4 protein-coding genes are annotated in these 16017 nt (G+C 36.8%); all 4 read left to right on the forward strand.

The annotated features are described in order from the left end of the window. On the forward strand, window positions 1-5312 hold a 5312-nt coding region (locus tag M595_RS20320; protein ID WP_023068311.1), incomplete at its 5' end, for an SDR family NAD(P)-dependent oxidoreductase. A gap of 4 nt (window positions 5313-5316) precedes the next feature. Continuing rightward, complete coding sequence (locus M595_RS20325) at window positions 5317-10035, forward strand: type I polyketide synthase (RefSeq protein ID WP_023068316.1); 4719 nt, start codon at window positions 5317-5319, stop codon at window positions 10033-10035. 59 nt (window positions 10036-10094) lie between these two features. After that, complete coding sequence (locus M595_RS20330; RefSeq protein ID WP_023068315.1) at window positions 10095-11165, forward strand: LLM class flavin-dependent oxidoreductase; 1071 nt, start codon at window positions 10095-10097, stop codon at window positions 11163-11165. Window positions 11166-11204: 39 nt separating this feature from the next. Beyond that, window positions 11205-15992 (forward strand): non-ribosomal peptide synthetase, encoded by a 4788-nt coding sequence (locus tag M595_RS20335; RefSeq protein ID WP_023068313.1) that lies wholly within the window; start codon window positions 11205-11207, stop codon window positions 15990-15992. Window positions 15993-16017: the final 25 nt, after the last annotated feature.

The following is a 16017-nucleotide window of genomic DNA, read 5'->3' on the forward strand; positions in this document are numbered from 1 at the left end:
CAACCGAAGAAATAACAACCGCAGAATATTGGTGTCGTCATCTCCGTCATTCGGTGAAATTTGCTTCTGGAATAGAGACATTAAACCAGTTGGGAATAGATGTTTTTGTAGAAATCGGGCCGAAGCCAATGTTAATGAGTTTAGGACAAAGTTGTTTGGGAAACAGTGATAAATTGTGGTTGGCAAGTCTGACGCCTAAACAAGACAATTGGCAAACAATATTATCGAGTTTATCTCAGTTGTATGTAGCCGGAGTGGAGATTAATTGGTTAGGGTTTGATAAAGATTATTCTCGTCAACGGGTGGCTTTACCGACCTATCCTTTCCAACGCCAACGTTATTGGTTTGAAACCTTTTCTAATAAACCTCAATCTAAGAATAATAGACGACAACCTAATGAACATCAGTTGTTAGGAAATAAACTCAATCTTGCTAAATCTGATGCGATTTTATTTGAAAGTCTAATGAGTTTAGAAAATTTGGAGTTTCTGAATCATCATCGTGTTTTTGATACTGTTATTTTACCTGCCGCAGGTTTTCTTGAAATTGTATTAGCGGCCGGCTCTAAACTGACTACAAATACAAATTTAGTTTTAGAAAACGTTAGTATTAAAGCACCCTTAACTTTGATTGAAAATGAAAATAAGATTTTACAGACTATTCTAATACCTGAATCTAATCAAGCATATACTTTTGAGATCTTTAGTTCTGTAGAATCTGATTCTGAGGCTTCTTGGGTACTCCATGCGAGTGGAAAATTGACAACTGAAAGTTTCAGTGACTCTCGGGTTATTAATTCTCAAGATAAATTTGAACAACAAGTAAATGTAAAAAACTATTATCAGCAGTTGCAAGCGAACGGAATAGAATTTGGTGAATACTTTAAAGTTATCAGTAAACTTTGGAGTAATGAGTCACAGTCTCTAGGAATTATTCAAATATCAGAAAAACTGATTGCCGAAAGTTTAAACTATAGATTTCATCCAGTATTGTTAGATGGATGCTTACAAACTTTAGGTGTAAATATAGGTCTAAGTAGCGAAAAAGAAAGTCATTTAACAGCTTATTTACCCGTAGGTTTAGAACGATTGACCTTATATAACAATCCTAGTTTTACAGTCAAAAGTTTGGCTGAAATTAGACCAATTAAGTCTTCAAATCAACAAATCTTAGTCGCCGATTTAAAGATTACCGATTTAGATGACAAACTCATTGCGACAATAGAAGGCTTACAACTTCAACCTGTCAGCCCTGAATTACTCTTTAAAAATAAATCCAATTTATTTGATGATTGGCTATATCAAATTGAATGGAAATCTCAAAATCATACAAATACAACAAAATCTGCGGATTATCTGCTTAAACCCGAAGACATCAGACAACGGTTGTCTTCCCAATTTACTCAATTAATTAATCAACCCGAGATAGTAAAATATCAGGAATTATTACTCGAACTAGAGTCATTGAGTTCAGCTTATATTTTCAATGCTTTTCAGCAGATGGGCTGTAATCTTCAAACAAATCAACAGTTTTCAACTGAAGAATTATTCCAAAAGTTAGGAATTGTCAGCCAACACAAAAGACTGTTAAATCGGTTGCTAGAAATATTGGTAGAAGATCGGATATTAGCCGCCTATGAAAACGAGTATTGGGGAGTTATTAATTTGCCGAATCTACTCCCAGTGAAAGTACAGCAAAATACATTATTAGAACGTTATCCAAACGCCAAAGCCGAGTTAACTTTATTGCATCGTTGCGGTTCACAATTGGCTGAAGTTTTACGCGGAAATTGCGATCCGACTCAGTTACTTTTTCCCCAGGGAGACTTAAGTTTAACGACTCAAATCTACCAAGATTCTCCCGGTGCGAAAGTAATGAATACAATCATACAAAAAGCAGTCAGTTCAGTTTTAGAAAATCTTCTCCCCGAGCAAAAGATAAAAATTATTGAAATTGGTGCGGGAACAGGCGGAACAACTGCTTACTTACTCCCCTATCTGAATAAATCTCAAACCGAATATATATATACTGATATTTCCCCCCTGTTTGTCACTAAAGCCAAACAGAAGTTTCAAAACTACGATTTTGTGAAGTATCAAGTTCTAGATATAGAAAAACCTCTGGAGGTACAGAACTTTGAAAGTCATCAATATGATATTGTTATTGCTGCCAATGTTCTACACGCAACCTCAAATTTACAGCAAGTTTTAGATAATATTAAACGTTTACTGGTTGCTAAAGGATTGCTGATTTTGTTAGAAGGAACTCAACCTTTACGTTGGTTTGACTTAACCTTTGGCTTGACAGAAGGATGGTGGAAATTTAACGATAAAAATATCCGTCCAAACTATCCTTTAATTACTGCCTCTCAATGGCAAACACTGTTAATAGAAAATGGGTTTGAACAAGCGAAAAAGTTAACAGAAAATTACAATAAACCCCTAGAACAAGCAGTGATTGCTGCTCAAGTTAATCGACTTAATCAGTCAGAATCAAAGCAATGGTTAATTTTTGCAGATCACCAAGGAATGGCTCAACAACTTACTCAACTTTTGACAGAGCAGGGAGAATCCTGTACTTTGGTGTTTGCAGGGCAAGAATACCAACAGCTAAATCAACAAAGCTATCAAGTGAATCCTAATAAAATAGATGATTTTAATCAACTTTTTGCAACCATAACAGCGAAAAATATAATCTGTCAAAAAGTTGTCTACCTCTGGAGTTTAGAGACTTCACCACCCGAAGCTTTGAGTTTAGAAGAATTGACAACAACCTCCAAAACAGGCTGGGAAAGCTTATTAAGCCTAACTCAATCACTGATTAAAAACTATTCTGAACCGCCATCTTTAGCAATTGTTACTAAAGGATCTGTTGCCACTGGAATAGAAACGAATTTGTCGGGAATAGCCTATTCTCCCCTATGGGGACTGGGGAAAGTCATTGCTTTAGAACATCCAGAACTGCACTGCATTCAAGTAGATTTAGACCCTGAAAAATCCCTTGAAACTCAAGTCAATAGCTTGTTAACTGAACTCAAAAATCCCACAGCAGAACATCAAGTAACATTCCGGAAAAATACTCGGAAAGTATCCCGATTAACTCGCTATAAAACCGACAGTTTTAACCAATTAGAACTTCCCAAAAATCAATCCTTTAAACTGGGAATTTCCAAACGGGGAACACCGGAAAATCTGAAGTTACAACCTACAACTCGCCGTCAACCCAAAGCACAAGAAGTTGAAATTGAAGTCAAAGTAACTGGACTGAACTTCATTGATGTTTTGGATGTATTAGGTGTACTTCCCTTTGAAAGAGATTGGTTTGGGGTAGAATGTGCGGGTGAAATTGTAGCAGTTGGAGAGGGTGTAGAACACGTCAAAATAGGTGATAATGTCATCGCTCTCGCGCCGGGAAGTTTTAGTCAATATGTAACTGTTAACGCTCAATTAGTGACTTTAAAACCCGCTCACTTAACTTTTGAGGAAGCGGCTACAATTCCCGCTAATTTCATAACAGCTTATTATGCCTTACATCATCTTGCAAAAATTTCCGAAGGAGACAAAATTTTAATTCATTCTGCCGCAGGTGGAACCGGAATGGCGGCTGTAAAAATCGCCCAAGCTATGGGAGCAGAAGTGTTTGTAACTGCAAGTTATAGTAAGTGGAAATTTTTAAAATCATTAGGTATAAAACACATTATGAACTCGCGAACGTTAGAATTTGCCGATGAAATTATGCGGCAGACTCAAAACCAGGGAGTTGATATTGTTTTCAATTCTTTATCGGGAGAATTTATCCCAAAAAGTTTATCAATACTTAAAGAAAATGGACGTTTTATCGAAATTGGCAAGCGAGATATTTGGAGTTTAACTCAGGTCAAAAACCTCAAGCCAAATGTCTTTTATTACCTAGTGGATTTAATGACTACCGCTCAAGAAAATCCCAGTTTAATTCAGTCACTTTTATCAGAAATAGTGCAGAAGTTTACAACCCAAGAATTACAACCGCTACCCCGCAAAGTCTTTAATATTAAAAACGCACCTGCTGCTTTTCGATATATGCAGCAAGCCAAACATATCGGTAAAATTGTCATCACAAACTCAACTCAAGAAAATCGGAAAAATTTATCTGAAGGAACTTATCTAATTACAGGAGGTTTGGGAGGATTAGGACTGTTAGTTGCTCGTTGGTTGGTTGAAAAAGGAGCGAAAAATATAGTATTATTAAGTCGTCGTCATCCCAACTCAGAAACTCAACAAACTTTGGATGAGTTAGAAGCAATGGGAGCGAAAGTAGTTGTGATTAAAGTAGACGTTTCTGACCGCGAAAAATTAACAGAAACTTTTCAAAATATCCTAGATAATTTACCTGTGTTACGGGGAGTTTTTCATGCTGCTGGAGTCTTAGACGATAGTGTATTAATGCAACTAAACTCAGAAAAATTTGAGCGAGTAATGATGCCAAAAATGCACGGTGCATGGCATTTACACCAGTTAACAAAAGACATCCCTCTCGACTATTTTGTACTCTTTTCTTCGGCGGCTTCGCTGTTAGGTTCACCCGGACAAGCGAATCACGTCGCAGCCAATACTTTTCTAGATATGCTTGCTCACTACCGCCAAATGTTGGGGCTACCCGGACTTAGTATTAATTGGGGTGCCTGGTCTGAAGTCGGAGCGGCGGCTGAACGTCAAGTCACTCAGCACATGAGCCTCAAGGGAGTAGGAACGATTTCTCCTCAGCAAGGGCTAGAAATTTTAGAGGAATTAATCGCTCAACCCGACCCACAAGTTGGGGTAATTCCGATAGATTGGTCGCGTTTTTTACAACAAGGATTGATTTCGCCTTTCTTCTCAGAAGTTATTCCAACAGAAGCACAACCAAAACAGACAAAAAACTCAAAAATAATCCAAAAATTAGCCACCCTTCCCGCTGATGAGCATGAATCTATTTTAATTTCTTACTTGCAAGCTGAAGTCGGTAAAGTGTTAGGACTGCAACCCTCTCAATTTCCCGATCCAAAGCAAGGCTTTTTTGATATGGGGATGGACTCTTTGATGATAATTGAACTCAGAAATCGTTTGGAGAATAGTTTGGGAAAATCTGTCCCTTCAACTGTTATTTTTGAATATCCAACTATCAAAGATTTAGCCGAATATATTAGAACTGAAATTCTACCAACTAACCCCTTGATTAATCCCAGGGAAAATGTTAGTCTAGTTACGCAAGAACGGCCAGAACTTACCGGAAATTATCTAGAAAATTCTATTACAAAAGAACTGGAAAACTTAGAGAAATTATTAGGAGGTTAAACCCATGAATAATCTATCTTCATCTCAACGAATACTTGCAGCCCTAACAGAAGCTCGAACCAAGCTCGAAGCTGTAGAACAAGAGAAAAATGAACGAGTCGCTATTATTGGCATGGCGGGTCGTTTTCCAGGCGCTCAAACCGTTGATCAGTTTTGGGAAAATATAAAAAATGGGGTCAACTCTATACAATTTTTATCGGAGGAAGAATTGGTTTCATCTGGTGTGAGTTCAGATGAAATTAATGCTCAAAACTATGTCAAAGCTTATGCGAGTTTTGACAATATTGAATACTTTGATGCCGCATTTTTTGGTTACTCTCCCCGAGAAGCAGAACTGATCGATCCTCAACATAGAATTTTTCTAGAATGTGCCTGGGAAGCCTTAGAAAATGCAGGCTATGACCCCGAACGCTATTCGGGTAAAGTAGGGGTTTATGGAGGTTCGGCATTAAACAATTACATCATTAATCTTTACAGCAATACTGCTTTAAGAAAATCGGTAGACTCGGTGCAGTTTGTCATCAGTAATGTTATGGGTTTAATGCCCACTAGAGTTTCTTATAAGTTAAACTTAAAAGGCCCGAGTTGTGGAATTCAAACCGGATGTTCGACCTCATTAGTGAGTGTTCATATTGCTTGTCAAAGTTTACTGAAACAAGAATGTGATATTGCCTTAGCAGGTGGAGTTACAGTTAATTCCGCTAGAAAGTCAGGTTATCTTTATAAAGAAGACGGAATTGCTTCTCCTGATGGTTATTGTCGCGCTTTTGATGCGAATGCGAAAGGAACAGTTTTCGGAAATGGAGTGGGTATTGTTGTCTTAAAACGGCTGAGTAAAGCCTTGGAAGATGGCGATCAAATTTATGCCGTTATTCGAGGTTCAGCCATTAATAATGATGGTTCTCAAAAAGTGGGTTTAACGGCTCCTAGTGTAACGGGTCAAGCCGAAGTTATTGCAACCGCAATTGCCAAAGCCGATGTAGAACCTGAGACCATTAATTATATAGAAACGCATGGTACGGGAACAGCATTAGGCGATCCGATTGAAATTTCTGCTTTGACAAAAGTTTTTGGTAAAAGTAATAAGAAATATTGTGCTATAGGTTCAGTTAAAAGCAACATCGGACATTTAGATGCAGCCGCAGGAATTGTAGGATTAATTAAAGCGACATTAGCCCTCAAAAATAAGCAAATTCCCCCCAGTTTAAACTTTGAGAATCCTAACCCTCAAATTAACTTTGCTGACAGTGCATTTTATGTCAATACTCAACTGTCAAACTGGCAAAAAAATGGCAGCCCTCGCCGTGCTGGAGTCAGTTCTTTTGGTATGGGAGGAACGAATGCTCATATCATCCTTGAAGAAGCTCCTCAAGTCGAAATTTCTAGCAATTCTCGTCCTTGGAAATTGCTCTTACTTTCTGCCAAAACACCATCAGCTTTAGAAACAGCAACAACTCAACTTGCAACCCATCTTAAACAGCATTCAAATTTAAACTTAGCAGATGTAGCTTATACTTTACAAACCGGAAGAAAACATCACGAATATCGCCGAATGTTAGTCTGTAAAGAGTTAAAAGATGCTATTGAAACCTTAGAAACATCTGAAAATGAATCCCCAAAATTATTAACCAAATTCTATCAACATAGCCCCCAAACCCATGTGTTTATGTTCTCTGGTCAAGGGAGTCAATATATTAATATGGCGTTAGAACTCTATGAAACAGAACCGATTTTTAGACAAGTAATTGATCGGTGTAGTGAACTTATAAAACCCCATTTAGAGCGAGATATAAGAGAAATAATCTATCCTAAACAGCATCCAGAAAATAGCTTAATTAATGAAACAGCCTATGCACAACCCGCACTATTTATAATAGAATATGCTTTGGCTAAGTTGTGGATAAGTTGGGGCGTAAAACCTCAAGCAATGATTGGTCATAGTATTGGAGAATACGTTGCTGCAACTTTGGCGGGTGTGTTTTCTTTAGAAGATGCTTTAGCCTTAGTTGCAACCCGAGGAAAACTGATGCAAACCTGTCCGTCTGGGGCTATGCTTTCGGTTTCTTCAACACCGGAAAAAATTACATCTATTCTTCCCAAAGAATTAGTAATTGCAACGATTAATTCTCCCGATTTATGTGTTGTGTCCGGTTCAAACACTGCGATTAAAACCTTCGAGCAAGTTTTGATTCAACAAAATATTACCTATCGTCGTTTACATACATCTCATGCTTTTCATTCTCCTTTAATGGAACCAATTTTAGACGAATTTAAACAGATAGTTACCAAGATTAACCTAAATCCTCCTGAAATTCCCGTCATATCGAATGTAACAGGAACTTGGCTGACTGCAACTGAAGCAACGAAACCAGAATATTGGGTTCAACACTTAAGAAAAACGGTGCAGTTTTCTGAGGGAATTAAACAGGTATTGCAAAAGCCAAATCCTCTATTGTTGGAAATTGGGCCTGGACGGACATTGACTATATTTGCCAAACAGCATCAAGCTGATATAAATGCCTTAACCTCCTTGCGTCATCCCCAAGATAAACAGTCAGATCATGCTCATATTTTAGAAACTTTAGGACAACTTTGGCTATCGGGAATAGAAGTTAATTGGTCGGCATTTTATGCGAATGAACGACGCCAGCGCGTACCCTTACCCACTTATCCTTTTGAACGACAATATTATTGGATAGAACCTCAAGCTGAAACTAATAATTATCAAGAAAAACCTCAAGAACCGCAGAAAAAGTCTAATTTAGCTGAATGGTTTTATGTTCCTTCTTGGAAACGTTCAACCCTTCCTAAGCTTTCATATAATACAGAACGTAAATGTTGGTTGATTTTTGTGGATGAAATTGGATTAGGTGAAAAAATTGTTCAACGCTTAACAGCAGAAAATCAAGTTGTAGCTGAAGTCAGGATTGGAGAAAAGTTTATTCAACTTACTGAGACTTTATTTGAGATCAATCCTGAAAAATTTGATGACTATCAATATTTAATAAAAATCCTGAAACAAAACAACTTTGTTCCTAATGAGATACTTCATTTTTGGGGAACAGAATCAGCAGATCATTTCAATTCTACTTTAGAAATTGATTTTGAATCTTATCAAAATAAAGGTTTCTATAGCTTACTCGCTTTAGTTCAAGCAATTACTCAACAAAACATTGATACCCCTGTAAAACTGACAACAGTTACAACTAATATTCACGATGTACTCGGTACAGAACCTTTGAATCCTGCTCAAGTAACACAACTCGGATTATGCAAAGTTATTCCGCAAGAATATCCCCATATTACCTGCAAAAATATCGATGTTGCTGTTGGCAAAAATTCTGATTTATTTGCACAAGTGATCGATCAATTGATAGCGGAATTGCAACCAAATTCAACAGAGCCAGTCGTGGCTTATCGAGATCGATATCGATGGATACAAACATTTGAATCCGTGTTATTACCCGAACATTATGCAAAAGAAACACGATTTATCAAAAATGGCGTATACTTAATTGCAGGAGATTTAGTAGAAGGATTAGGGTTAGTTTATGCACAGTATTTAACTCAAGAATTAGAAGCAAAACTGATTTTAATCGGTCGTTCAACCTTACCAGAAAAACATCAATGGGAACAGTGGTTAATCTCACATGGTCAGCAAGATAATATCAGTCAATGTATTCGCAAACTGCAAGCGTTAGAAACATCGGGAGCAGAATTTTTATTCTTCAGTGCTGACTTAGCAGATGAAACAAAAATGCAGTCAATTGTCACTCAAGCCTATGAAAAATTCGGTCAAATTAATGGGGTAATTCATGCTGGAACAATGGGAGATAGGTCAAGCTGTCCAATTCAAGATTTAGACCTCGAAGAATGTCATCATCAGTTCCAAATGAAAGTTCGAGGATTAATGACACTAGCCCAAATTTTTGAGGGAAGAAAACTTGATTTTTATCTGCTACAATCTTCTCTATCTTCAATCGTAGGAGGCGTTGGATTTGGTGCATATACAGCCGCCAACCTATTTATGGATGCTTTTGCTAGCCAACAAAATAAAACAGGTTCAACGCCCTGGATTAGTATCAACTGGGATGCCTGTCAATTTGAGGAAGAATCAAGCTCTCAGAAAACAGGTTCGGCATTGATTGATTTAGCAATAACACCCAATGAAGCTTGGCAAGTATCCCAGCGAATTATATCACAGGATATTATTTCTCAAATAGCAGTTTCACCGAGAGATTTACACGCTAGAATTGAGCAATCAATTCTACTCAAAACCTCGGAAAACTTAGACACTTCACACTCAACTAAAACGGAACATTTAACCTCTAATCATGCTCGACCCCATCTGAAAACATCCTATACTGAACCTCGTAATGAGATTGAAAAAATAGTTGCAAATGCAATGGAAAATTTATTAGGGATAGAGAAGGTAGGAATTTATGATAACTTTTTTGAGTTGGGCGGCCATTCATTACTAGCAATTCAAATTATTTCTCGTTTGCGAGAAGAATTTCAAATAGATATCCCGATGCGAGAGTTTTTATTTGAATCACCCACTGTTGCCGGGATTGCTAAAATTATTGAGGAAAATAAATCAAAACAAACGGATGATCCGGAAATCAAAAAACTCTTAGAGGAAATCGAAAATTTATCATCGGAGGAGGTTGAATCTGTGCTATCAATTCAGGGTAACTTACAGGAAGATGATGACAAAACATAATTGCTCACTCTGTAGCTAATAACACCAACCAAGAAATAACAATTAATTTGGAGATGAACATGGATTTTAGTTTATTTTATTTTGATGGAGATGGATCGGTTGCACAACCTAATAAGTATCAGTTACTTATTGACAGTGCCAAATTTGCCGATCAAAATGGTTTTTCGGCGCTGTGGACACCCGAGCGACACTTTCATGCTTTTGGCGGACTTTATCCGAATCCTTCCTTAACAAATGCTGCCCTTGCAATGGTCACAGAAAGAATTCAATTACGAGCAGGTAGTGTTGTTGTACCCTTACATCATCCCGTGCGAATTGTAGAAGAATGGGGAGTTGTTGATAACCTTTCAAATGGTCGAGTTGGGATTGCTTTTGCCTCCGGTTGGACGATGGATGAATTCATTCTTTCTCGTGAAAATCATGCAAATCGTAAAGCAAATATGTGGCGAGGAATTAAAGCAATTCAGCAACTTTGGCAAGGGGAAGCTGTAGACTATCAAGATGCAAGTGGTAGAACAGTTCAGGTCAAAACTTTACCAAAACCAATTCAGCAAAAACTTCCAATTTGGATTACTTGTCAATCTCCAGAAACGTTTATAGAAGCGGGAAAAATGGGTGCTAATGTTCTCACCTCTTTACTCGGTGGAACTTTAGAAAGTATTGTTCCAAAAATAAAACTTTATCGAGAAGCTTTAGCCAAAAAAGGTCATAATCCCGAGGAAAAAAAAGTAACTTTAATGATTCATACTTTTTTAGGAGAAAGTTTAAACGAAGTCAAAGAACAAGTCAGGCAACCCTTTTGTGATTATCTCAAAACCCACTATGATTTGTTAGATAACTTAGCTAAAAGTATGGGGTTAAATGTTAGCCTCAAGACTTTCTCGGAAGATGATCTCGATAGCTTACTCTTATTTGGAGTAGAAGGGTTTATGAAAGGGCGATCTCTGATCGGAACTCCAACCAGTTGTCTTCCTTTTCTTCAGCAAATAGAGCAAGCAGGTATCAATGAAATCGCCTGTTTAATTGACTTTGTTCCGAGTTATAAATCTGTCATGGAAAGCCTTATTTACTTGAAACAATTGCGAGAAAAATACCACGCAGTTCAATTGAGCCAAAAAACATTAGTTTAGAATCATCGCCGAACAACTCCCAAACCTTCAATTTGAGCTATGACAAACAATAATCAAAGATTGGATGAATTAACAAAAAGAATTGCAAATCTTTCACCTGAGAAACGCCTGTTACTTGAGCAACAACTTAAAAACAGAAAGCAGCAATTCAATTCACTGACAATTCCAAAACGGAAAACAGAAGATAACCTTCCCTTGTCATTTGCACAGCAAAGGCTTTGGTTTATCCATCAGTTAGATCCAGAAACTTCAGCATATAATATTCCAGTTGCTTGGCATCTTAACGGGCATCTCAATCTTGCTATTCTTGTACAAACTCTGAATGAAGTTGTTCGCCGCCATGAAAGTTTAAGAACTACTTTTAACAGTATCGAGAATAATCAACCTCAGCAAACAATTTCATCTCATTTTACTCTAGATATTCCGATCATTGATTTGCAAATATTATCGGAAAACCACCGTGATAGTGAAGTCAAACGGCTGGCAAAACAAGAAGCAAAAAGACCTTTTAATCTCAATCAATATCAATTAATTAGAGTAACGTTATTAAAAATCAGTGAAACTCAATTTATCTTGCTTTTGACCTTACATCATATTATTGCAGATGGATGGTCAAGAGGAGTTTTACTGAAGGAATTTTCTGCAATTTACAAAGCCTTCTCTGAACAAAAACCCTCACCATTACCCGAACTAAACATTCAATATGTAGACTTTGCAATTTGGCAACAGCAATGGCTGAGTGGAGAAGAATTAAAAACACAGTTAACTTACTGGAAACAGCAACTTAAAAATTTAACAACGCTAAATTTACCGACAGATTATCCTCGACCTGTAACTCAGAGTTTTCGAGGAAAAACTCAGTCCTTAACACTTTCTAAGGAACTAACCACAGCTTTAAAAGCACTGAGTCGTCAGCAAGGGGTTACTTTATTTATGACCTTACTTGCAGCTTTTAAAATATTATTACATCGATATAGTAACCAAGATGATATTGTCATCGGTTCTCCCATTGCCAATCGAAATAGGCAGGAAACAGAAAGCCTAATTGGTTTTTTTGTTAATACTCTAGTTTTACGAACTGACTTGTCAGGAAATCCGTCTTTTGAAGATGTTTTAAAGCGAGTTCGAGAGGTTACTTCTGGAGCATATAAACATCAAGATCTACCTTTTTCAAAGTTAGTAGAAGAACTTCAACCGGAACGCAATCTCAGTCATAATCCTTTGTTTCAGGTGATGTTTCAGTTTCAAAATGAGGCTTATCAGTTTCAAAATTCATCCAGCCCTGAATTACAATTACCCAACTTACAAATCGGTCAATTTTGGATCGACCCGGAATCAACTAAGTTTGATATCACTTGGCATTTAATTGAGCGAGAATCAGAAATTTTAGTCGTTATAGAATATAGTACCGACCTATTTAAACAAGACACGATTGCACGAATGCTTGGGCATTTTCAGATGCTCTTATCAGAAATTATTGCTAACCCACAGGTCCTACTTTCTAATTTATCAATTCTAACTCTTACTGAACAACATCAATTGTTAACAGAGTGGAATAAAACTCAAGCTAATTATATTAATACCTGTGTTCATCATCTATTTGAAAATCAAGTTCAACAAGAACCCGATGCGGTTGCTATTCGTTTTAATTATGATGAAAATTTTAAAAATGAAACAATTATAACTTATAAAAAACTTAATATCAAAGCGAATAAACTTGCACATTATCTTCAAAAAAAAGGAGTTAAGCCCGAAGTTTTAGTCGGAATATGTATCCCACGTTCACCCGAGTTACTGATTGCGATTTTGGCAGTTCTTAAAGCAGGTGGTGCCTATGTTCCACTCGATCTTAACTATCCTTCAGAGCGGTTAGGCTTTATGCTCTCTGATGCACAAGTTGCTATGGTATTAACCACTGAAAAGTTAAATTCAGAGATAGTAAAGCATATCCCATCTACTCCCATTTTAAATATTAAAGAAAACTGGAATATTATTGATTGTGAAATTGATTCTAATCCTACAAATTCAGGAACCATACACAATTTAGCCTATGTTATTTACACATCGGGTTCAACAGGAAAACCCAAAGGAACTCTGTTAACCCATCAAGGGCTTATTAATTATTTAAACTGGGCAATTCAAGAATATGATTTCGTTAATGGAGAGGGATCTCCGCTACATTCTTCAATCGGATTTGATGCCACAATTACCAGTTTATTCTGTCCTTTATTAGTTGGAAAAACTATATTTATTTTATCAGAAAATCAAGAAATTGAAGCTTTGAGTGCAGCTTTAAGTTCGGAGGCTCAATTCAGCTTGGTTAAAGTCACTCCGGCTCATCTAGGGATATTAAGCCAACTTCTGTCGCAGCAATCAAAACTTAGTCAAATAAACTCTTTAATTATCGGTGGAGATGCTTTGTTAGCTGAGAATCTTTCTTTCTGGCGTAAAAACACTCCAAAAACGAGATTAATTAATGAATATGGGCCGACAGAAACAGTGGTTGGATGTTGTGTTTATGAAGTTCCAACCCAGGCTTCTCTTTCGGGTGCAGTTTCCATTGGTCGTCCGATTGCAAACACTCAAATTTATATCTTAGATCGATATTTACAACCAGTTCCAATTGGTGTCCCCGGTGAACTCTATATAGGAGGTTTAGGTGTAGCTAGAGGTTACTTAAATCGACCAGACTTAACAGCAGAAAAATTTATTCCTAATCCTTTTAATAGATATAAAACTCAAGACCGTCTGTATAAAACTGGAGATTTAGCACGATATCTCACCGATGGTAATATAGAATATTTAGGACGACTCGATCATCAAGTAAAAATTAGAGGATTTCGCATCGAATTGGGCGAGATAGAAGCCGTATTAACTCAACATCCAGAAGTTCAAGAAGCAAGAGTTACAGTTCAAGAAAATTCCGCTAATCAGCGCCTAGTTGCTTACACCATACTTCACTCTGAAATTCAAGATTATAGCTTAGAAATACAAAATAAACTGCATCATTTTCTCAAAAATAAACTTCCCCATTATATGATTCCAAATGCTTTTATTATCCTATCTGCCTTTCCACTAACTCCAAATGGTAAAGTAGACCTTAAAGCCTTACCTAAAGTAGAGGAAGTGATAAAAACATCTTCTTCTGTGGCTCCGAGTACCCCTAACGAGAAAATCTTAACGGAAATTTGGAGAGATGTTTTAGGAAAAGAAAACATTGGAATTTATGATAACTTCTTTGAATTGGGAGGCGATTCTATCCAAAGCATTTCAATTATATCTAAAGCAACTCAAGCAGGCTTAAAACTAACGCCTAGACAGATATTTCAGTATCAAACCATTGCTGAATTAGCGGCTATTGCAACCTCAAATAAACCTCTAAAAACTGAACAGGGTTTAGCAACAGGTTCCGTTGCTTTGACACCCATTCAACATTGGTTTTTTGAACAAAAACTTTTACATCTGCATCACTATAACCAGTCTGTTGTTTTGGAAGTTTCACCGGATATCAACTTTCAAGATCTTGAACAATCTATTCAGCAACTTCTCGTACAGCATGATAGTTTACGATTGAGATTTAAACAGGATAATACAGACTACAAACAGTTTTATTCATCTCCTGAAGAAACTATTCCAGCCAGCTACATTGATTTATCAGAATTAACAGAAAATCAAAAAATAGAAGCCTATAAAACCGCTTCAGAGCGTTTACAAAAAAGTTTAAATATTTCCTATAAACTTGTTAAAGCTGCTTTGTTTAAACTTGGAAATAATCAACTTGATCGTTTGCTGTTCATAATTCATCACCTTGCTGTTGATGGAGTATCTTGGCGAATTATTCTTGAAGATTTTGCACTAGCTTACAAACAACTGAGCCACCAAGAAAAAATCAAACTCCCCGCTAAAACAAGCTCTTATCAAGATTGGTCAACTGGCTTGATTTCTTATAGTGAATCTGGAAAAGTGACCTCTGAATTGAACTACTGGTTAGCTCAGTCCCAAAAATCAATTAATTCAATACCTGTTGATTTCCCTGTAGAAAATTCAGCCAATACAGTCGGTTCAACAGCTAAAGTCTGCGTGAGTTTAGATATAAATGAAACTCAGCTAGTTTTAGAAGAAATCCCGAAAATACTCAAGACACAAATTAATGATATATTGTTAACAGCCATCGTTCAAAGCTTTGCTCAGTGGACGGGTTTACGCTCGCTTTTAATTGACTTAGAAGGACACGGAAGAGAAGAACAATTATTTGAAAACATCAATATATCACGCACAGTCGGTTGGTTTAGTGCCATTTTTCCAGTTGTGCTAGAGTTAGGAACAATTCACAATACAGGAGAGGCTCTTAAGTGTATAAAAGAACAACTTAATCGTATTCCTAATCATGGTATGAATTATGGGATTATGCGATATCTCAGCCCAGATAAAACTGTGCGTTCTCAATTAAAAGCGGCTCCTCAAGCTTCTGTTATTTTTAACTATCTCGGTCAAATTAATCCGGTAAAATCAGAATTTTTTACATTGGATATATCCGAGTCAAGTCAGTTCAACCGTTCTCCCGAGCAAATTCGCCGTTATCTGTTAGAAATCAATGGATTTGTGAGTCAAAATAAACTGCAACTGAATTGGATATATAGTCAAAATATTCATAAACGAGAAACTATTGAATATTGGGCTAATCATTTTATTACTGCAATAAAAGCTATAATTACTTATGCTTCCACTCCAGAAGCCGAGGCTTATACACCATCAGACTTTTCCTCCGCCCGTATCAATCAAAAACAACTTGATAAATTGCTAACAAAACTCAAAAAAAAAAATTAACTAACATTCAACCAAATTAACCTGT

Source organism: Lyngbya aestuarii BL J, assembly GCF_000478195.2.
Lineage (GTDB): Bacteria > Cyanobacteriota > Cyanobacteriia > Cyanobacteriales > Microcoleaceae > Capilliphycus > Capilliphycus aestuarii.